Genomic DNA, 20,422 nt, shown 5'->3' on the forward strand with positions numbered 1-20,422 from the left:
TTTGGAAAAACGGAAATGTTCGCATATAGTTAAAAGTCAATTGACATTCGAAGGGGCTGCGATGCGTTTGCGCGAGTGGGCGGGGCTTGTTGCCTTTTCGGTTTTGCTGCATGTTGTAATATTTTGGCCATTGCCAGCGCCCTCCGATGGAGGAGGGCGCGTTAGTCCGTTGATCGTTTCCCTGCCTGAGGTTCAATCAAACGTTACACCTGAGGTCGAGCCGGTTTTTGTTGAAGACCGTGATCCTGGGTTCGAAGACGCTGATCAGGCTGTACGTCAAGCCACAAAATCTCATCCCAAGAGAGCGTCCAACAGGCTGGCTGAGGTGAAACCAACGATGCCGTCCCCGCTTGAATCCGACAAGGAGCCGATTGGGGCTGAATCGAAGACGAGTCAGCTTGAAGAGGCCAGGGATCTTAGCGCAGCTGTTTCAAAAGAAGATCTCGGCCCATCGCTATCAAGATATCGCCTTGCAGTAGCCGCGGAGGTTATTCGTATGCGTGCTTCCGTGGAGGGGCTGGTGGCGCCGGATTTTCAAGGAAAACTTGTTGTGCTGGTGCAATTCCGCGGACTCGATGCCGCTCCTCTGGTTAGCCTGGAGGAGACTGTGGGTTCGGATCGGCTCGACCGCGAAATCTTGGTTGTATTCAGGAGAGCAGCCAATCTCGTACCCGTTTCAATCGCCGGAGATGTGGGGGATGCTTCCGTGCGCTTGCCGGTTCATTTTGGCATGGCTGCGCTGGAGTGAATCCCCCACTTGGCTCAGATTTGATTCTGACTGGGGGTGGACGAAGGCTGACAGGCGTGCAGCCATTGTCCAAACATCATCGATATCCAGACCATTTCGCCGTAGTAGCCGGGGAAAGCGGGCAGATGAGTCGTGAACAGCTCATCGACGAAATCTTTCCGGAGGATATTTTTCTCGGTAAGGACCGCCAGGGACTCACGGGCGAGTTTCAACAAGCCTTGATGCTTGAGAACCCAGTGCCCGAACGGTAGTCCGAACCCTTGTTTTTTCTTGGTAATGATCTCCTGCGGTAGAAAACCATGGAGAGCTTCCTTGAAAAACCAACGTAACTGCATTCCCTTGAGCTTGTACTCTGGAGGAAGCTTGAGTGAGAAATCGAGCAGATCGTCGTCGAGAAGTGGGAATACAGCATCGACACCGGCTAGCCGGGTAGCTCCGATCACTTTTGGGAGGTCGTTGTCTGCAAGGGTGAAGCGCCAATCGAAGCCGAGCATTCTGTTGACGAGCGCGTGAGCATTGACGTCTTGCCAGACGCGGCGCTGGAGTTTGAGCGGGGCCTCGGGATCGATACCTGAAAGGAATGAGCTCGGAAAGACGTTGTCTATTCCAAGGTGATAGATGAGATTATATTTTGCCGTACGATCGGGAAGGGGCGTGCGTGCCTGTTCGATATAGCTGGCAGCCTTGCGCATCAGCGGCAGTTTCCCGAGCGGTGTCTGCATCAGGGCGGGTTCGAGTAGCGCTCCCTTGATGAGGCCTGGGACTTTCTCGTAAAGGCCGAAGATGCGTTGCTTCGCATAGCGGGAATTGCCACCGAACAGTTCGTCTCCTCCATCTCCGGCAAACATTCGGGTGAGTCCGTCATCGTGGGCGAGCTTCGCACACATGTATGCAGGAAGGACCGATGAGTTGCCGAAAGGTTGATCGTAGGAGGCGGCGACGGCCGGGATGTGGTTGGCCAGATCATCAGAGGTGATGTAGTAGGGCTGATGCTTTACGCCAAAATGCTTTGCGGCGATGCGTGCAAACTCCATCTCGTCATAGCCCTCTGCTTCAAAGCCTATCGAATAGGCTGTGACGGGGCTGCCGCTCTGGCTCAGCATGCCAACTACGGTCGAGCTATCGGTGCCGCCAGACAGAAATGCTCCGACGCGGGAACCATCCAGATCACGTTCGACGGCATTCTTGATGAGTTGCCTGAAGTTACTCGCGCAAGCTTCGAAGTCTGCGTCGGCAGGCTCTTCGAAGTGCGCCCGCCACCAGGGGCTGGCGTCGACGTGACGGCGATCTGCGACGAGGCGCGAGCCTGGCTCAAGCCTCAGGATATTCTCGAAGATCGTGCCGGGGGCTGGAATTACATGGAAGTACAGGTAGTCAAAGATCGCCTGCTTGTCTAGCTCGCGGTTGAGCGCAGGTACCGCGTTGGCCCGGTCTGCAAAACTCAGGCGAGACCCCTCTTGTGCGTAGCAGAAGCCATTGGTGTTGAAGCGGTCAGATGCGAGACCCAGCCTGCCCTTGGCAAGGTCCATCCAGAGGAAGGCGAATCGACCGGAGACCTGCTTGAGAAATGTGTCTGGAGCGTCGCACAGCGATGGGAGCGCTGCGATCCAGCCATCCTGTTTGATTCGCTGTGCAAGGCTCGCGTCGCGGACCCGTGGGTCGCCAATTATTATGACCGCCTGCTGTCCGCGTGCGAACGAGCGTACCTTGTCAGCGTCGATTTCCAGCCGGAGGCCTGGGAGTGTGACGCCGCTTTCAAGGGTAGTGCTGGTGAAAGACTGCTTGCTGTCGAGGGTGTTGAAGTCGATAAAGCCGCGGATCATGAGTGTGCAGCGCCTCGGAGGTGAGTGAGCGGGGCGATCGACCCAGGCTGGTTCGTCGCAACCTTGGGTCAGGGATGTGTTCGGAGTTCAGCGCCTGAAGCGTTCAGGAGCGAGGCCGGTGTCTGAAGTGTTCGTTTGGATCATCCTGGCCTTCAGGATTCAGATCAGCGGATCGCGCTGTGCGGCGTACGATCTGTCTGCTGGCCGGGTGTTGTTTCAATGGTAGCGAAGGGTAGCAAATGATCATGATGATGGCACGATCACGTAACGAGAATTGTGACGTAGTGCATCGGCGGAAGAGCCGGAGGCCCGACTGCGCTCGGGAGGGCTCATGCCGGTGCACCACTGGTTGCAGGCTGACGCCAGCTCACGCCCTTCAGCAGTGTACACAACGAGGCCGTTTTGAATTAGGATTGTAAGCCTATTACTGGACATAAAACGGCGGCGTAAGTCGCCGTTTCGCCTTTCTGCCGATTGGAGTTTCCGCCACTGGCGGTTCCAGGCCCGATCGGTACGAGGATTCGCCCAGGTCCAGCCTGTTGCTTTCGGGAAAGGGCGCCATCATCGGGCCGAAAGCCGGTGCGGGTCGATGTTCCCGCGCCACAACCAAGAACGAGTGCCATGAACGCACCGAGACACTACTTACAGTTCAAAGACTTTTCTCGCGCCGAGTACGACTATCTCTTCGATCGAACGCACTGGATCAAGGATAGGTTCAAGCGCTACGAGCCGCATCATCCGTTGTTCGATCGAACACTGGTCATGATCTTCGAGAAAGCCAGTACGCGCACGCGCCTGTCCTTCGAGGCGGGCATGCAGCAGCTGGGCGGCTCGGCGATCTACCTGAATACCCGCGACTCGCAGCTGGGGCGCGGGGAACCGGTCGAGGATGCGGCACAGGTTATCTCCCGGATGAGCGATATCGTGATGATCCGCACCTTCGAGCAGACGATCATCGAGCGCTTCGCCGAGTACTCCCGGGTGCCGGTCATCAACGGGCTGACCAACGAATACCACCCCTGCCAGATTCTCGCCGACATCTTCACCTTCATCGAGCATCGCGGCCCCATCCAGGGCAAGACGGTTGCGTGGGTGGGGGACGCGAACAACATGTGCAACACCTGGCTTCAGGCGGCTGAATTGCTTGATTTCAAGGTGCATGTATCAACCCCGCCAGGCTATGAGGTCGAGCCCGAGCAAGCGGGTTGCACCCGAACGGATCACTTCGTCCGTTTCGATGACCCCATGGAGGCTTGCCGCGGTGCCGATCTCGTCACCACCGACGTCTGGACCAGCATGGGCTTCGAAGCCGAGAACGAAGAGCGCATGCGCGATTTCGCCGATTGGCAGGTGGACGCGGACATGATGCAGGTGGCGAACCCCGGCGCGGTGTTCATGCACTGTCTGCCGGCACACCGGGGCGAGGAAGTTTCCGCCGAGGTGATCGACGGCCCGCAGTCGGTGGTTTGGGAGGAGGCGGAGAACCGGCTCCACGTGCAGAAGGCCCTGATGGAGTTCCTTCTGATCGGCAAGGTTGAAGGTGACTGCGCCTGAGCGCGGTCTGGAAGAATCAAGACTCATCTACTCAATCGTTGAAAGCGGCACATGAGCGACGTAAAGAAAGCTGTACTTGCCTATTCGGGCGGCCTGGATACCTCGGTGATCCTCAAGTGGTTGCAGGACACCTATCAATGCGAAGTGGTGACCTTCACGGCCGACCTCGGGCAGGGCGAAGAGCTCGAGCCGGCGCGGGCAAAGGCCCTGCAGTTCGGCATCAAGCCGGAGAACATCTTCATCGACGATCTGCGCGAAGAGTTCGTGCGCGACTTCGTGTTCCCGATGTTCCGCGCCAACACCATCTACGAGGGCGAATACCTGCTGGGCACTTCCATCGCCCGCCCGTTGATCGCCAAGCGCCAGATCGAGATTGCCCGCGCCACCGGCGCCGATGCGGTGTCCCACGGTGCCACCGGCAAGGGCAACGATCAGGTGCGTTTCGAACTCGGTTACTACGCGCTGATGCCCAACGTGAAGGTCATCGCCCCGTGGCGTGAGTGGGATCTGCTGTCTCGCGAGAAGCTGCTTGCCTACGCCGAGAAGAATGGCATTCCCATCGAGATGAAGCACAAGCAGGGCGGCTCCCCGTATTCGATGGACGCCAACCTCCTGCACATCTCCTTCGAGGGCCGTCACCTTGAGAACCCGGCCGCCGAGGCCGAGGAGTCCATGTGGCGCTGGACGGTTTCCCCCGAGGCCGCTCCCGATGCCGCCGAGTACATTGACCTGGAGTTCGAGAAGGGCGACCTGGTTGCCATCAACGGCACCCGCATGAAGGCCCATGAGCTGCTCGCCAAGCTCAACGAGCTCGGCGGCAAGCACGGCATCGGCCGCCTCGACCTCGTCGAAAATCGCTATGTGGGTATGAAGTCCCGCGGCTGCTACGAGACCCCGGGCGGTACCATCCTGCTGCGTGCTCACCGGGCCATCGAGTCGATCACTCTCGACCGTGAAGTCGCCCACCTCAAGGACGACCTCATGCCGCGTTACGCCAGCATGATCTACACGGGTTACTGGTGGTCCCCCGAGCGGCTCGCCTTGCAGGCCCTGATCGACAACACCCAGCAGACGGTCAATGGCTGGGTCCGCATCAAGCTCTACAAGGGTAACGTGATCGTCGTGTCCCGGGATTCCAAAACCGACTCCCTGTTCGATCCTACCATCGCCACCTTCGAGGACGACCAAGGCGCCTACAACCAGAAGGACGCCCACGGTTTCATCCGCCTCAACGCGCTGCGCATGCGGATCGCCGCCAACGCGAAGGCCAAGCGAGACTGATAGCCAGGCATGGATCCCAACGCGCCGTTCATGTTCGGTCTGACCATCGCAGAGTTTGAGGACATCTCCCTCACAGTCTGCGTGGGCGGCCTGATCGCCTACATGGTCTTCATCATCGGCCAACTCGCCTGGGAGTCCAAGGCAGGCAAGTACGGCGCACTCTGGATGTTTGTCGGCCTTGGAGTCGGCTTCATCGGCTTCATGGCCAAGGGCATCATCCAGAGACTGCTAGGCATTGAATAACTCCCGACCCGTTTAAAAGACATGACCCAGACTGCCCAGTTCGACGGCGTTTCCGTCGTCAAGAAAGCCAACGTTTACTTCGATGGCAAGTGTGTGAGCCACTCCATCGTCCTCGCCGACGGCACCAAGAAGTCCGTTGGGGTGATCCTGCCGTCCACCCTGACCTTCAACACCGGTGTCCCCGAGATCATGGAAGGCGTCGCAGGGAGCTGCCGGGTTCGCCTGAAGGGTGAAACGGAGTGGAAGAACTACGGCGCGGGTGAGTCGTTCCAGGTGCCGGGCAACTCCAGTTTCGACATCGAAGTGGCCGACGAGGCCTATCACTACGTCTGCCATTTCGCCTGAGAGGACGCATACGATGCCGTCGTTCGACATCACCTCCGAAGTCGATATGGTCGCGCTGCGTAATGCCGTCGAAGGTGCGAATCGCAAGATCACCGGGCGTTACGACTTCAAAGGCACGGATGCCCGGGTCGAGCAGGCCGACAAGCTGCTTACCCTCTATGGTGACAGCGAGTTTCAGCTTGAGCAGATCCAGACCCTCTTGCTGCCCGAGATGACCGCCAAGAAGATCGACGTGCGTTGTCTCAAGCATGGTGACATCCAGAAGGTCAGCGGCAACAAGGTCAAGCAGGAGCTGACGGTGAGGGTGGGGATCGAGCAGGAGCAGTCCAAGAGGATCGTCAAGCTCATCAAGGACAGCAAGCTCAAGGTACAGGCTTCGATCCAGGGCGAGGCGGTGCGCGTCAGCGGCGCCAAGCGCGACCTCCTGCAGGACTGCATCGCCCTGGTGCGCAAGGAGATTACCGATTTTCCGCTGCAATACGGCAACTTCCGTGATTGAGCCGCGGCCATGAACCTCGCGCCAGCAGCATCCATCCCTCAGGTGCAGGCCGGCGACGCCGTCTCCATCCTGATGTTGCGCAAGGTTCTGGACATGCAGCAGAGCAATGCCGCGCAGTTGATCGCCAGCCTGCCGGTGGCACCACAGCCGCCTGAGCAGGATGCGACGCTTGGTCGAAGCGTCGATACGTACGCCTAGCCACCGTTCAGCGCACAAAAAAACCAGCTTGAGGGCTGGTTTTTTTGTGGCTGGTCTCCGCTTGTTGCATCGCCAGGGTTGGCTGGTGGGCGTGTGTGGCATCATATGACCATGCATGAGGGTGTTCCTTTGGAAAATTTCTCTAGACGGCTTTGCCGGTTTGCCGTGACAGCTTGTGTACTCGCCGGCCTCTCGACACCGCTGCATGCAACCGAGGTGGCGCTCGCCGGCGTGTTTCCAGGTAAGGCCTTGCTGGTCATCAATGGCGGCGCCCCGCGCGCGGTGGCCGCCGGGAGTGCCACGCCAGAGGGCGTGCGCGTTGTTTCGGTGGACGCTGAAAGTGCTGTCGCCGACTTCGACGGACAGCGCCACCGCCTGTTTGTCGGCCAGCAAACGGTGAGCATAGGTCGAGACAAGGGTGGCTCACCTCAAGTGACGATCGATGCGGATGGGCGGGGCATGTTCCGGAGCGGGGGCAAGGTCAACGGCGTGGCGATGCAGTTTGTGGTCGATACGGGGGCAACTTTCGTGGCTCTTGGTTGTGGCGATGCCCAGCGGGCGGGGCTGGATCTCACTCGGGCAGAACCCATCACGCTGCAGACGGCGAACGGTGTTGCCCGCGGCTGGAAGCTGCCCCTCGACTCGGTCAGCGTCGGCGGCGTCACGCTGCGGAACGTGGAAGGGGTCGTGCATGCTGCGGATCTGCCGGTCGCGCTGCTTGGAATGAGTTTTCTCAACCGTATGGAGATGCGTCGTGAAGGCTCGACAATGCAGCTGCGGCAGCGTTTTTGACTGTGCCGTGTCATGAAGATGCGATTTTCGAAACCCTTCACCCCCAGTGCGGAATGGCTGCGAAGCCGGTTTCTTGCGGGCTTGCCCGACACGGGCCCTCTCGAAGATGGCGTTCCGCCCGGCCCATTGCGCCCAGCCGCGGTGCTCGTACCCATCGTGCTGCGGGAGCCTGAGCCGACTGTTCTTCTGACCCGTCGCACCGATCATCTGCATCATCACCCGGGGCAGGTGAGTTTTCCGGGGGGGCGTGTGGAGGATGAGGACACCTCGCCGATCGAGACCGCCCTCAGGGAGACCGAGGAAGAGATAAGCCTTCACCGGGCCCATGTGGAGCTGCTGGGCTGCCTGCCCCAATATCAGACCGGTACGGGCTTCGACATAACGCCTGTGGTCGGGCTCGTGACGCCACCTTTCGAGCTGCAGCTCGACCCCTTTGAGGTCGCGGAGGCCTTCGAGGTACCGCTGTCCTTTCTGCTCGATGAATCCAATCATCAGCGCCATTCGGCGATGATTCGCGGAGCGCGGCGTGAATACTACGCAATGCCTTATGGCGAGTATTTCATCTGGGGCGCGACCGCCGGGATGCTCGTGAGCCTGCAGCGTTTCGTGTGCCGCTGAGCCCGGGGCGTTTGTGTTGGGTCCGTTTGATGGTATCTTGAAGCACCCCCAAATGGCTTGGATATATTGGGCTCTCCGGGCCCCTGCCGCATGACCCTGTTCTCCCTGATCATAGCCCTGCTCATCGAGCAATTGCGTCCCCTCCCTGCTGCGCGTGTCGTCCAGGCACCGCTGAAGATGTTCGCCCGCTTTCTCGAAGATCGCTTCAACGACGGCGATGCGAGGCATGGAGCCGTGGCCTGGTGGGTTGCGATTCTCTCCGCCTGTCTCGTCACGGCGCTGATCTACTTTCTCCTGTTGAGCCTTCATCCGCTCCTCGGCGTCGTCTTCAACGTCTTGGTTCTCTATCTGACCATGGGCTTTCGCCAGGTCAGCCATTTCTTCACCGACATCCAGCTTGCGCTGCGGATGGGTGAGCTCCCACGCGCGCGGCAACTGATCGGCGAATGGCGCGGCGCGTCCCATGATCAATCCGGCTCCAGCGAGGTGGCCCGGCTGGCGATCGAGGAGGCCTTACTGGCGTCGCATCGAAACGTGTTTGGTGTGGTCGTCTGGTTCGTGCTGTTGCCGGGGCCGATCGGTGCGGTCTTGTACCGCATGGCGGCGTTTTTCGATGAGGCCTGGGGCCAGCGTCGTGACGAGCAGCAGTTCGGCGATTTCGGTGATTTTGCGCGCAAGGCTTTCGGGGCGCTGGATTGGGTTCCTGTACGGCTGACGGCCGCCGCATTTTCCATCGTCGGTGATTTCGAGGATGGCATCCATTGCTGGCGAACTCAGGCCAATCAATGGAAGAGCAAGGCTTCCGGTATACTGTTGGCAAGCGGTGGTGGCGCCCTCGGTGTCCGCCTCGGCATGCCGATTCACGAATCCGGTGAGGTGCTTGAACGTCCGGAAATGGGTGTCGGAGACGACGCCGATGCAGAGTTCATGCAGAGTACTATCGGCTTGGTATGGCGCACTTTGGTGCTGGTGTTCCTGGTGCTGGCGTTGCTTGGTGTTGCAGGCTGGGTCGGTAATTAATCATAGCAATTGAGGAGGAAGTAAGATGGCTAGTCGTGATGTTGTCGTTTTGAGTGCAGTCCGTTCCCCGATCGGTGCTTTCGGCGGTTCCCTGGCCGATTTCGATTCGAGTGAGTTGGCCGGTCTCGTCATGAAGGAGGCGATTGCCCGCTCCACCGTCGATCCGCAGCTGATCAACTACGTCACCGTTGGCAACACCATGCCGACCGACTCCCGCTACGCCTACGTTTCCCGTGTTGCTTCCATCCAGGCCGGTCTGTCGATGGAATCCGTCGCCATGCAGGTTTCCCGTCTTTGCGCGTCCGGCCTCCAGGGTATCGTGACGACCGCGCAGAACATCCTGCTCGGCGACGCCGACTACGGTATACGGTATCGGCGGCGGCGTCGAAGTCATGTCCAAGGCTGCTTACCTGATGCCAGCTCTGCGCAGCGGCGCCCGCATGGGTGACACCAAGGCCATCGATTCCATGGTTGCCGTGCTCACCGATCCGTTCGGCGTGGGCCACATGGGCATCACCGCCGAGAACCTTGCTGCCAAGCACGGGATCACCCGCGAGGAGCAGGATGCCTTCGCCGTTGAATCCCAGCGCCGTGCCGCGGCGGCCATCGATGCCGGCTACTTCAAGTCCCAGATCTTCCCGATCGTCAAGCAGACCCGCAAGGGCGACGTTGTGTTTGACACCGACGAGCACCTGAAGCGCGGCACGACCATGGAGTCGCTGGGCAAGATGAAGCCCGCCTTCAAGAAAGACGGTACCGTCACTGCCGGTAACGCATCGGGCATCAACGACGGCGCTGCATTCTTCGTCCTGGCTGACGGCACCACCGCCGTCAATGCCGGTTACAAGCCCATGGCCCGCCTGGTTTCCTACGCCATCGCCGGTGTTCCGAACGACATCATGGGCGAAGGCCCGATCCCGGCTTCGCGCATCGCGCTGAAGAAGGCTGGTCTGACCCTCGACCAGATGGACGTCATCGAGTCCAACGAGGCCTTTGCTGCTCAGGCTTTGTCGGTTGCCAAGGTGCTGGGCCTGGACCCTGCCAAGACCAACCCGAACGGCGGTGCCATTGCTCTGGGCCACCCGGTTGGCTGCTCCGGCGCCTTCATCGCCACCAAGGCTCTCTATGAACTGCAGCGTACCGGTGGCCGTTACGCCCTGGTCACGATGTGCATTGGTGGCGGCCAGGGTATTGCCACGGTGTTCGAGCGTATCTGATCATGAACTGATCCGTGGCCCGGTTTCTTGGGCCGCGTCATTATCATGTCTGAAAAGACCCCGTCCGGCGTGAATGCCGGGTGGGGTTTTTTACGTGCATGCCCAGCATGGGGGCACTCCTGCGGGTTGAGGGCCGAAGGCCATGTCGCTCGGACGTGCAGTGCATCAGATGCCTGGTAGGCCGGGGCGGAACGCGGGAAGGCGAGATGAAACCGAGCTCGAAGCGAGCGGCATGGAAACGTGTCAAATTCAGTCGTGTGGCAGTGCCGGGGTGGATGGATCGTCGATCGCCGAGACGGCGGGCTACCAGAGAACGCACTGGCCCCGGATTCGCGCGTCCTTGCTGGATGCCAGCTACCGGCGTCAGAGCTGCCCTATATCCCAATTCAGCTGCCAGAGGCGCCGGGAAGTTGCACGGGGCGAGTGATCCCTTGCGAGAGAATTTGCCTGGCGCGCTGCTGTGTAGTCTCTTGACATCGTGTTTTTCACGGCGTTATATATGGGACGCAGTGGTTTCCAGGGCGTGTCGGTTCAGCATTTGTAGGGGTGGTTTCCTGTTTGTTAAATTCGATGACGAGGGGGCTGGCGTGAACAAATCCGAATTGATTGATCAGATTGCGCTTGACGCAGAGATTTCCAAAGCTGCTGCCGGACGAGCGCTCGATGCGGCCATCTCGGCCGTCAAGCAGGCGCTGAAGAAAGGGGATAGCGTCACCCTGGTTGGGTTTGGAACTTTCAACGTGGGGAAACGTGCCGCGAGAACAGGCCGAAATCCAAGAACCGGAGCTGCGATCAAGATACAGTCGGCAAAAATTCCGAAATTCAGGCCTGGCAAGGCATTGAAAGATGCGTTAAACTAATGGGCTATTGTTGTGGTGGATATTAAAGCCTCCCAGCAAATGGGTGCTTAGCTCAGTCGGTAGAGCGTCGCCCTTACAAGGCGAATGTCGGCGGTTCGACCCCGTCAGCACCCACCACTCTCACCGTGGTGTGAGGGTCGCATCAAGGAGTGGTAGTTCAGTTGGTTAGAATACCGGCCTGTCACGCCGGGGGTCGCGGGTTCGAGTCCCGTCCACTCCGCCAACACACTGGCTGACCAGGCAGGTTCGGTGTAGCTACTCCCAAAAGGGCCGCTTTGCGGCCCTTTTTGTTGCAGCCGCCTGCAATGTATTCAAACGCCTTCATAAGGGCTTGTTTGGTGAGACTCGCCCGGGTAGACTCCGACGCGTCCATCAGCCGCGCTGCTCGCGGGCGTTGATGTCATCCGGGCCTTGGCTGCCGCCGCGTGGGGTTGTCTGCCGCGTACGCAGAGGGCTGCTTCAGCGCCCCAGCCGAAATTTCGAGAGGCGAACGAGAGTTCGCCTTTTTGTTTTTCAAAGAAGCGGTTCACCGCCGTCATCAGTTTCTTGGGAGTCAGCATGTTTGACGCCGTACGCAACAACAAGAAGGTCGTCCAGGTATTCCTGGTGATGATCACGCTGCCGTTCGCCTTCTTTGGCGTCGAGTCCTACGTCAAGAACGCCGGCAACAGCGATGGTGTGGCCACCGTCGGTGGCACGGCCATTCAGATGGGAGAGTTCCAGCAGGCCCTGCGCGAGCAGCAGGAGCGCATGCGCGGTGCCTTGGGGGCCAGCTTCAACCCCGCCATGATGGATACACCCGAGACGCGCCGTGCAGTGCTCGAAAATCTGGTCAATCAGCGTCTTCTCGCGCTGGATGCCCAGAAGATGCGGCTCAGCGTTTCCGATGCCAGCCTGCGGGACACGATTGCCGCGATCCCTGCTTTTCAGGAGAACGGGCATTTCTCGTTGCCGCGTTACGAGGCGGTGCTGAAGGCACAGGGTATGACGCAGGCCGTTTTTGAGGGGCGCTTGCGCCATGACCTGGCTCTGCAGCAGGTGCTTGGTGCCGTTGCCGAGGGCGTTCTGGTCCCCCAGAGCTCGGTGGATCAGGTGTATTCGGTTCAGCTCGAGGAGCGTACCGTCAGTGAAGTCCGCCTTCCGGCAGCCCAGTTCGCCGCCGGGGTGAAGCTTGCGGAGGATGCCGCACGCAAATTCTACGATACCGAGCGCAAGCGCTTCGAGATGCCGGCCCAACTGAAGGCCGAGTACGTCGTGCTGAGCAAGGATGCCGTCGCCAATCAGCTGAGTGTGGCCGATGCCGATGTCCGCAAGGAGTACGACGCCCACCCTGAGCGTTTCAGCCAGGGCGAGGAGCGGCGCGCCAGCCACATCCTGATCCAGGCCGACAAGGGCGCCGGCGATGCTGCGCTCAAAGCTGCCCGGGAAAAGGCCGAGGCGCTGCTCAAGCAGCTCACCGCCAAGCCGGATGACTTTGCCCGCCTTGCCCGGGAGAACTCCCAGGACCCCGGCTCCGCCGAGAAGGGGGGCGATCTGGGTTTCTTCGCCCGTGGCGCGATGGTCAAGGAGTTCGAGGAAGCAGCCTTTGGCCTGAAGAACGAGGGCGAAACCTCCGGCGTGGTGCAGTCGGATTTCGGCTTTCACATCATCCGCTTGACCGGCGTGAAGGCCAGCAAGTCGCGCCCCTTCGACGAAGTGAAGGGCGAGATTGCGGCAGAGCTCAAGCGCAACGAGGCTGCCAAGAAGTTTGCCGAACTCGTCGAGAGCTTCACCAACACGGTCTATGAGCAGGCCGACAGCCTGAAGCCGGCCGCCGAGAAGTTCAAGCTCGCCGTTCAGGCCACCGACTGGATTGCCGGGGACGGCAAGGCGCCGGCGCCCTTCAACAACGAGAAGCTCATCGGTGAGCTGTTCTCCGACGAGGCCCTCAAGAACAAGCGCAACACCAGTGCGGTGGATGTCGGCAACGGCACGCTGGTTGCCGCGCGGGTGCTCGAACACAAGCCTGCAGCCCTGCGGCCCTTCGAAGAGGTCAAGCCCGTTATCGAGAAGGCTCTCGGCAACGAGGAGGCCGTGAAGCTGGCCGAGCAGGACGGCGAAGGCAAGCTCGCCAAGCTCGCCAAGGGTGAAGCCGTCGATCTGGCGTGGAGCCCGGCCCGGGCGATTGCCCGTAGCGAGCAGGGCCTGCCGCCGGAGGTGTTGCGGGCGATCTTCCGGGCCTCCACCGAGAAGCTGCCTGCCTACGCGGGCGTGAAGGTGCCGGGCGCGGGTTATGCGCTGTATCGCATCGAGAAGGTGAATCGCCCTGTGGCCAAGGCCGACGACCCGCGCCGGGCGGCCATCAAGCAGCAGTACGCCCGCGTGCTTGCCGAACAGGATTTCGGCGCTTACATCGCCGCGCTGCGCAAGCGTCACGACGTCAAGGTTAACTACGCGCTGCTGGACGAGCAGAAAGACAAGTAAGCGTTGGGGCCGGCTCCAGGGGGGCCGCAGGTATTTTCAGGGCCTGGCGAGTCATCGTCGGGCCCTGATTGCATCCACACCACTAAAACTGCCCTCAAGCTTTGTCGATCTGGTTCGCTAACCGCTTATCAACCATTTGATAAGAGGCGGTTTCATGTCAGATTTTGGCCGGCTTCGCCTCCTGCTCGTGGAGCCTTCCGCGCTGCAGGCAAAGATCATCCGCAAGGCCTGTGACGAGATCGGAGTGGGGCAGGTGGATGTGATCGGAACGGCGCACGAGGCCCTGGAGGCGATGGCCCAGCGGCGGCCCGACGTTGTGCTGTCGGCCCTCTATCTGCCCGACGGCTCCGGTACCGGGCTGGTCGGGGCCATGCGTGCTGATCCGGCTCTGGCGGGCCTTCCGTTCATTCTGGTGTCCAGCGAGACCCGCCCCCAGGCCCTCGACCCGATACGCCAGGCCGGCGCATGCGGCATCCTGCCCAAACCCTTCGCGCCCAGGCAACTGGCGCTGGCGATCAATTCCACCCTGGATTACCTGTCGCCCGATTACAGCTTTGACAATCAGTTCGACCTGGAGGTCATCCGGGTGCTGCTGGTGGACGACAGCGCCAACGCCCGACACTTCATGCGACGGGTGCTGGAAAACCTGGGCATCCGCCACATCATCGAGGCCGCCGACGGCAAGGAGGCGGTGGCGCTGATGGAGGAGACGATGGTGGATCTCATCGTCACCGACTACAACATGCCCGAGATGGATGGCCGCGAGTTTGTTGAATACGTGCGGGGGCGTAGCTGGCAGAGCAGCGTGCCGATTCTGATGGTCACCAGCGAGACCGATCAGGGGCGGCTGGCCGCGGTGGAAGAGGCTGGTGTGTCGGGCATTTGCGACAAACCCTTCGAGCCGGCGGTGGTGCGGCGCCTGCTCGCGAGGATGTTGAGCCAGGGTGCGGCCGGCTAGCCAGCGCCCGGCGGCTCAGGCCTTCACCGCGTCGAGCAGCGCTTTTACTGCGGCAACCCGGGCCTTCAGGTCGGGGGTGGCGACCTTGCGGATCAGCTTGTCCGGGCCGGACATCTTGGTCTGCCTGTCCTTCTGGATCAGCGTGATGATCTTCATCGGGTCGATCGGCGCGCTGGCGTCGAACTGCACGCTGATCTGGTTCTCCGACGCTTCCATCTTGGCGACGCCATAGGGCTTGACCAACATGCGCAGGCGGTGGGTTTCGAGAAGCGTGCGGGTTTGCTGCGGCATTTCGCCGAAGCGGTCGATGAGTTCTTCCTGCAGGGCCTGGAGCTCGTCCTCGCTCTCGCAGTTGGCGAGGCGCTTGTAGAGCGTGAGGCGTTCCTGCACGTCGCTGCAGTAATCGTTGGGGAGCAGGGCCGGGGCGTGGAGCTTGATCTCCGAGACCACCTCGAGCGGCTGGCTGAGGTCGGGCTCCTTGCCGCGCTGCAGGTCGCGCACGGCGCGCTTGAGCATCTCGGTGTACAGGCTGACCCCGACCTGCTGGATCTCGCCCGACTGGTTTTCGCCCAGCACTTCGCCGGCGCCGCGGATTTCAAGGTCCTGCATCGCCAGGTAGAAGCCCGAACCCAGCTCTTCCATCATCGTGATCGCCTCCAGGCGCTTCTGGGCCTGGGCGGTGGGTTTGGCGTGGGCGTCGGTGAGGAGGTAGGCGTAGGCCTGGTGGTGGGAGCGGCCGACGCGGCCGCGCAGCTGGTGCAGTTGGGCCAGGCCGAAGCGGTCGGCCCGGTTGATGATGATGGTGTTGGCGGTCGGGATGTTGATGCCGGTCTCGATGATGGTGGTGCACAGCAGCAGGTTGGCTTTTTGCGTGGTGAAGTCGCGCATCACGCGCTCGAGTTCGCGCTCCGGCAGCTGGCCGTGGCCGATCACGATGCGCGCTTCGGGCAGCAGCTCTTCAAGCGCCTCGCGCATGTTCTCGATGGTCTCGACTTCGTTGTGCAAAAAGTACACCTGCCCACCACGCTTGAACTCGCGGATCACCGCCTCGCGGATGACGCCCTTGCTGTGGCGCTGCACGAAGGTCTTGATGGCGAGCCGCTTCTGCGGCGCGGTGGCGATCACTGAGAACTCGCGCAGGCCTTCCAGCGCCAGCCCCAGCGTGCGCGGGATCGGCGTGGCGGTGAGGGTGAGGATGTCCACCTCGCTGCGCAGCGCCTTGAGCGCTTCCTTCTGGCGCACCCCAAACCGGTGCTCTTCGTCGATGATGACGAGGCCCAGGCGCTTGAAGGTGACGTCCTTCTGCAGCAGCCGGTGGGTGCCGATGAGGATGTCCACCTTGCCTTCGCCCAGCTGCTTGATGGCCTCGGCCTGCTCCTTTGCGTTCTTGAAGCGGGACAGCTCGGCCACCTTGATGGGCCAGTCGGCGAAGCGGTCGGCAAACGTTTGGTAGTGCTGTTCGGCGAGCAGCGTGGTGGGGCACAACACGACCACCTGCTTGCCGTCGGCCACCGCGATGAAGGCGGCGCGCAGGGCCACTTCGGTCTTGCCGAAGCCCACGTCGCCGCACACCAGGCGGTCCATCGGCCGGCCGGATTTCATGTCGGCAACGACGGCCTCGATGGCGGCCATCTGGTCGGGGGTTTCCTCGAAGCCGAAGCCGTCGGCGAAGGCTTCCAGGTCGTGCTGCTTGAAGTCGAACTGATGGCCCTTGCGGGCCGCGCGCTGGGCGTAGAGCGCCAGCAGCTCGGCGGCGGTGTCGCGCACCTGCTGGGCGGCTTTCTTCTTGGCCTTTTCCCATTGGCCGGAGCCCAGGGTGTGCAGATGCACCGCCTCCGGGTCGGCGCCGGCGTAGCGCGTGATCACGTGGAGCTGCGACACCGGCACGTAGAGCTTGTCGCCGTTGGCGTATTCGAGGTGCAGGAACTCGGTCTGGCCTTCGCCCAGGTCCATGTGCACGAGGCCCATGTAGCGGCCGATGCCGTGGCTGGAGTGCACCACCGGGTCACCGGGCTTGAGCTCGGAGAGGTCGCGCAGCCAGCCTTCCATGGTGGCGGCCTTGCGGCTGTCGCGGCGGGTGCGGCTGCGGGCGGTGGCGGCGTAGAGCTCGGATTCGGTAACGACAGCGAGGCCGGCCTCGGGCAGCACGAAGCCGGCGGCGAGGGGGCCTGTGCCGAGGGCGAGCCGGGTATCACCCGCCACGAAGGCGTCGAAGTCGGCGCTGGCGGCGGGCTTTAGGCCGTACTCGGCGAAGTATTCGGCGATGGTCTGCTGGCGACCTGCGGATTCGGCGAGCACCAGCACGCGGCCCGGGAAGCCCGCGCAGAAGGCCTTGAAGCGGTGGAGCGGGTCGCTGGCCTTGCGGTCGACGGACACGTCGGGCAGCGCCTCGGCGGGCCCGCCGGTGGCGCCGGCCGGCAGGGCCAGGCGGAGGCGCTCCTTGAGGGCGACGAAGAAGGCCTCTTCCGACAGGAAGAGCTGATCCGGCGCCATGATCGGCCGGGTCTTGTCGCCACCCAGCAGCTGGTGGCGGCTGCGGGCGTCCTTCCAGAAGGCTTCGATGGCGGCCGGTACGTCCCGGTGCAGCAGGATCGCGCTGCTGTCGGGCAGGTAGTCGAAGAGCGTGGCGGTTTCGTCGAAGAACAGCGGCAGGTAGTACTCGATGCCCGCCGGGGCGATGCCGTTGGAGACGTCCTTGTACACCGTGCAGCGGGACGGGTCGCCTTCGAAGGTCTCGCGGAAGCGGCCGCGGAAGCGGGTGCGGCCGGTTTCGTCCATCGGGAACTCGCGGGCCGGCAGCAGGCGCACGTCGCGCACCGGAAACACCGTGCGCTGGGTGTCCGGGTCGAAGGTCTTGATGCTCTCGATCTCGTCGTCGAAGAGGTCGATGCGGTAGGGTAGGGCGGCGCCCATCGGGAAGAGGTCCACCAGCCCGCCGCGCACGCTGTATTCGCCCGGCGACATCACCTGGGTGACGTGGGCGTAGCCGGCCACGGTCATCTGGCGGCGCAGGCCGTCCACGTCGAGCTTGCTGCCCTGCTTGAGGAAGAAGGTGTAGGCCGCCAGGAAGGCCGGTGGCGCCAGCCGGTAGAGGGCCGTGGAGGCCGGCACCAGGGCGATGTCGGCCTCGCCGCGGCTGATCGCGTAGAGCGACGAGAGACGCTCGGAGATCAGGTCCTGGTGGGGCGAGAAGCTGTCGTAGGGCAGGGTCTCCCAGTCGGGCAGCAGGTGGGTGGAGAGCCCCGGGGCCAACCAGGCGATCTCGTCGGATAGGCGCTGGGCATCGAGCGGGTTGGCGGTGATGACGACCAGCATGCGCCCACTGCCGGCCTGGCGTGCCAGCTGGGCGATCGCCAGCGCGTCGGCCGAGCCGGCGAGGGCGGGCAGGTCGAGGCGCTGGCCGGGCCGGGCCTGGGCGAAGGAGACGAGGGACGGGAGCAGGGATGCGGAGGAGCTGGCTGGGGCGGTCATGCGGATTTGCTGCGTGAAGGTGGAAACAACCAAGTCTTGAATTATAGGTGTCTGCCCGGGGGCTTCGCGGTGCTCAGGCCCGAGTGCGCTGGAAGCTCTCGACCACCCGGTCGGTTTCTCGGCCGACCTCGTTCCAGGTGGATTCCTGGATGTGGGTCCAGCCGTGGCGGTCGCGGCGGATCACGGTGGAGCAGCGGGTGCCGTAGCCGGGGGCGCGGATGAAGGCGCTCGACAGCATCCGCTCCCAGGCCAGGCTGACGCCGGTGCGGGGGAGTTCGGCGTCGGGCGCCGGGCGGTCGTCCCGCAAAAGCTCGACGAGCGGCGTGTCGTCGGGCAGGGCCTGGAGCGCCCGGAACAGGCGCGCCTTGCCGGCCCGCACCTTGGGCCACGGCGTGTCGAGGAGGTGGTTGGAGAGCGCGTGCACGCCGGGCTCGAGCAGCCGGGCGGCGCCGCTTTCGCTCTCGTAGATGCCCAGCGTGTCGCCGTCGGAGACGAAGAGGTTGAAGGCGTTGTAGCGGGGGCCTTCGCGCTGCAGCCGGGCAAGGGCCTCGGCGGAGCTTTCGGTGCTGCCGAGGAAATCCGCCACCAGGGCCCCGCGGGAGGGCGTGCCCACCCGGTTGCGCCCGGGGTCGCGGAAGTTGGTGAGGCCGGCGAAGCGGCCTGCGCGGGTGAGCCCCAGCCAGGTGCCGCCGGCTTCAAGGTCACGGCCGGCGAAGACATCGGGCGCATCCTGCCACCAGCCCGCCGGGGCCGCCGGCCGGGCGAAGAACTCATCCCGGTTGGCGGCGACCACCAGCGGGTAGTCGGGGTGTGCCTGCCAGGCGACGAGGATCAGGCACATGGGACGAAGCGTTCGGTATGGCGCCGGCCGCCCTCATCGACGAAGCGCAGCAGGCCGTGGTGCTCGATGGCCTGCTCGAGGGCCGCGTCGAAGGCGGGCACGTCGGTGACGTTCTCGTAGATCTCCATCCAGGTCCAGGGGTCGTCGGCCTTGCGCAGGACGCGGCCGGCGATGCCGGTCTGGGCCTGCAGCTCGGCCAGGGCGTTGTAGAGCGCCCGCGCCAGATCGGCCTCCAGGCCGATCCGGACCGGGTAGTAGATGTAGTAGTGGGAGAGGTTCAAGCCGTTTCCTCAGCCCAGGGCGTAAGGCAAGGGCAGGAAGGCGAGGGCCGGGCCGTCGGGGGCGCCCAGGTGGGCCTGGCCAGCGTCGGCGCTCGAGCTCTGCAGCACCACCAGGGCGTCGTAGCCACCCTCCGGGGCCGGGGCTGCGCTCACCACCTTGCCGGCGGACTGATCGCCGAAATCGGGGGCGTATATGTCGGTGCCCACCGCGGGCAGGGCGCCGACGGGGGCGTGCACCCGGTACATGCGTTTCTTGAGCTTGCCCAGGTAGTGGGTGCGGGCAACGATCTCCTGGCCGGGGTAGCAGCCCTTGTTGAAGCTGACGCCACCGATGAGGTCGAAGTTGAGCATCTGGGCGACGAATTCTTCTTGCACCGGCTGGGTGACGGTGGGCAGGCCTTCACGGATGTCCAGCCATTGCCAGGCCTGGGTGCCGGCCGGCACGGCGCCGGACGCGACAAACTTGTTCCACAGCGCGGCGGCCTCGGAGATGGGCGTCGACACCACGAAGCGGGCGCCGTCGAGGCGCACCACGCTGGCGATGCCGGAGGCGGTGGCCCGCGGCGCGCCGGGGATCCCGAGGCCGGCGGCTTCGAGGGCGGCGCCGGCCTGGGAGCCCGCCAGGCCGATCAGCACGCTGTCGGAGCCGTCGTCCAGCAGGCGCACCTTGGAGCGCAGCACGTACATCGAGAGCTTCTTGAGCATCGCGGCGTGGATGTCGGCGGACATCGCCAGCAGGTAGTCGCTGCCCTGGCGCCACACCAGCATGCTCGCCAGCATGCGGCCCTTGGGGCTGTTGAAGCTGTTGAGCTGGGCCTCGTTGGCGCCCAGCTTCTTGACGTCGTTGGAGAAGAGGTTGTGCAGGAAGGCGCCGGCGTCCTCGCCGGTGGCGCGGATCACCCGCAGGTGTTCGAGGGGCACGACAACGGTGCCCTGGGCGACCAGGCTTGCGCCCTGCCGTTCGTCCTCGCCGAAGCGGACCGAAAATTCGTCCGGAAAGCTTGCGCCTTGGGCGGCGAGATGGGTTTGCCAGCTTGCGTTCATCAGTGTTCGGTGTCCTGTTGCGATACGAATCGGTAAACGGCCCCACGTCCCTGCGGAGGGAGCCTCAAAGAGCTTTGCGTTATTATATGCGGCCGGCTGCAGCGTAAATCCAGGGCTGCGCCGTCTTTCCCTGTTCTCACTCCCTTCGTTCGTTTTCGACGCGCCT

The 20,422-nt window shown here is 62.8% G+C and carries 19 protein-coding genes, 2 tRNA genes and 1 pseudogene; 16 read left to right on the forward strand and 6 right to left on the reverse strand.

All coding sequences use genetic code 11. The features are described from left to right. Positions 1-748, forward strand: a 748-nt coding sequence (locus ZRA01_RS12830) for a hypothetical protein (RefSeq protein ID WP_218028720.1), incomplete at its 5' end; no start/stop codon positions are given. Positions 749-762: 14 nt separating this feature from the next. Here the strand turns inward: ZRA01_RS12830 and ZRA01_RS12835 are convergent. After that, positions 763-2,571 carry an asparagine synthetase B family protein gene (locus ZRA01_RS12835; RefSeq protein WP_141352802.1) on the reverse strand — a complete coding sequence of 603 codons (1,809 nt, stop codon included), beginning with the start codon at positions 2,569-2,571 and terminating at the stop codon, positions 763-765. Positions 2,572-3,192: 621 nt separating this feature from the next. Between ZRA01_RS12835 and argF the strand changes: the two genes are divergently transcribed. From argF to ZRA01_RS12905, 13 genes and pseudogenes are all read left to right on the forward strand, one after another. After that, positions 3,193-4,125, forward strand: a complete 933-nt coding sequence (argF, locus tag ZRA01_RS12840) for an ornithine carbamoyltransferase (protein WP_141352804.1) — start codon at positions 3,193-3,195, stop codon at positions 4,123-4,125. Positions 4,126-4,176: 51 nt separating this feature from the next. After that, positions 4,177-5,406, forward strand: coding sequence for an argininosuccinate synthase (locus ZRA01_RS12845; RefSeq protein WP_141352806.1), 1,230 nt, complete (start codon positions 4,177-4,179; stop codon positions 5,404-5,406). A gap of 9 nt (positions 5,407-5,415) precedes the next feature. Next, on the forward strand, positions 5,416-5,649 hold the full coding sequence (locus ZRA01_RS12850; RefSeq protein WP_141352808.1) for a DUF2788 domain-containing protein: 234 nt from the start codon (positions 5,416-5,418) through the stop codon (positions 5,647-5,649). A gap of 21 nt (positions 5,650-5,670) precedes the next feature. After that, positions 5,671-5,994 carry a pyrimidine/purine nucleoside phosphorylase gene (ppnP, locus tag ZRA01_RS12855; protein WP_141352810.1) on the forward strand — a complete coding sequence of 108 codons (324 nt, stop codon included), beginning with the start codon at positions 5,671-5,673 and terminating at the stop codon, positions 5,992-5,994. 13 nt (positions 5,995-6,007) lie between these two features. After that, complete coding sequence (locus ZRA01_RS12860; protein ID WP_141352812.1) at positions 6,008-6,493, forward strand: YajQ family cyclic di-GMP-binding protein; 486 nt, start codon at positions 6,008-6,010, stop codon at positions 6,491-6,493. A 9-nt stretch (positions 6,494-6,502) separates the two neighbouring features. Next, positions 6,503-6,691, forward strand: a complete 189-nt coding sequence (locus tag ZRA01_RS12865) for a YjfB family protein (protein WP_141352814.1) — start codon at positions 6,503-6,505, stop codon at positions 6,689-6,691. Positions 6,692-6,796: 105 nt separating this feature from the next. Beyond that, a complete protein-coding gene (locus ZRA01_RS12870; RefSeq protein ID WP_246093666.1) occupies positions 6,797-7,483 on the forward strand; it encodes a retropepsin-like aspartic protease family protein in 687 nt (228 codons plus the stop codon). A gap of 12 nt (positions 7,484-7,495) precedes the next feature. Next, a complete protein-coding gene (locus tag ZRA01_RS12875) occupies positions 7,496-8,101 on the forward strand; it encodes a CoA pyrophosphatase (RefSeq protein ID WP_141352816.1) in 606 nt (201 codons plus the stop codon). A gap of 90 nt (positions 8,102-8,191) precedes the next feature. Continuing rightward, positions 8,192-9,121: a CobD/CbiB family protein gene (locus ZRA01_RS12880; protein ID WP_141352818.1), complete on the forward strand. Its 930-nt coding sequence runs from the start codon at positions 8,192-8,194 to the stop codon at positions 9,119-9,121. Positions 9,122-9,146: 25 nt separating this feature from the next. Beyond that, positions 9,147-10,338: pseudogene (locus tag ZRA01_RS12885) on the forward strand (acetyl-CoA C-acyltransferase family protein). Between the two features lie 587 nt (positions 10,339-10,925). Next, positions 10,926-11,198, forward strand: a complete 273-nt coding sequence (locus ZRA01_RS12895; protein ID WP_141352820.1) for an HU family DNA-binding protein — start codon at positions 10,926-10,928, stop codon at positions 11,196-11,198. A 41-nt stretch (positions 11,199-11,239) separates the two neighbouring features. Then, positions 11,240-11,315 (forward strand) — tRNA-Val (locus ZRA01_RS12900). Positions 11,316-11,344: 29 nt separating this feature from the next. Further along, positions 11,345-11,421 (forward strand) — tRNA-Asp (locus ZRA01_RS12905). An 88-nt stretch (positions 11,422-11,509) separates the two neighbouring features. On the opposite strand, the gene ZRA01_RS12910 is transcribed toward ZRA01_RS12905, so the two are convergent. Next, positions 11,510-11,758 (reverse strand): hypothetical protein, encoded by a 249-nt coding sequence (locus tag ZRA01_RS12910; protein ID WP_141352822.1) that lies wholly within the window; start codon positions 11,756-11,758, stop codon positions 11,510-11,512. Between ZRA01_RS12910 and ZRA01_RS12915 the strand changes: the two genes are divergently transcribed. Beyond that, positions 11,757-13,661, forward strand: a complete 1,905-nt coding sequence (locus tag ZRA01_RS12915; protein ID WP_141352824.1) for a SurA N-terminal domain-containing protein — start codon at positions 11,757-11,759, stop codon at positions 13,659-13,661. The two genes, ZRA01_RS12910 and ZRA01_RS12915, sit on opposite strands and share 2 nt — an antisense overlap. Positions 13,662-13,815: 154 nt before the next feature. After that, positions 13,816-14,619, forward strand: a complete 804-nt coding sequence (locus ZRA01_RS21265; protein ID WP_141352826.1) for a response regulator — start codon at positions 13,816-13,818, stop codon at positions 14,617-14,619. Between the two features lie 15 nt (positions 14,620-14,634). Here ZRA01_RS21265 and mfd read toward each other — a convergent pair whose 3' ends face one another. From mfd to ygfZ, 4 genes are all read right to left on the reverse strand, one after another. Then, the gene (mfd, locus tag ZRA01_RS12925; RefSeq protein WP_141352828.1) at positions 14,635-18,090 is read right to left on the reverse strand and encodes a transcription-repair coupling factor; all 3,456 of its coding nucleotides are present in this window, start codon (positions 18,088-18,090) and stop codon (positions 14,635-14,637) included. Positions 18,091-18,163: 73 nt separating this feature from the next. After that, entirely contained in the window at positions 18,164-18,931 is a 768-nt protein-coding gene (locus ZRA01_RS12930) for an NRDE family protein (protein WP_141352830.1), read from the reverse strand. Next, positions 18,922-19,212 (reverse strand): DUF4936 family protein, encoded by a 291-nt coding sequence (locus tag ZRA01_RS12935; RefSeq protein ID WP_141352833.1) that lies wholly within the window; start codon positions 19,210-19,212, stop codon positions 18,922-18,924. Before ZRA01_RS12935 ends, ZRA01_RS12930 begins: the two co-directional genes overlap by 10 nt. A 9-nt stretch (positions 19,213-19,221) precedes the next feature. After that, positions 19,222-20,256, reverse strand: a complete 1,035-nt coding sequence (gene ygfZ, locus ZRA01_RS12940; RefSeq protein WP_141352835.1) for a CAF17-like 4Fe-4S cluster assembly/insertion protein YgfZ — start codon at positions 20,254-20,256, stop codon at positions 19,222-19,224. Between the last annotated feature and the right edge of the window lie 166 nt (positions 20,257-20,422).

Source organism: Zoogloea ramigera (assembly GCF_006539865.1).
In the GTDB taxonomy this organism is placed as follows: domain Bacteria; phylum Pseudomonadota; class Gammaproteobacteria; order Burkholderiales; family Rhodocyclaceae; genus Zoogloea; species Zoogloea ramigera.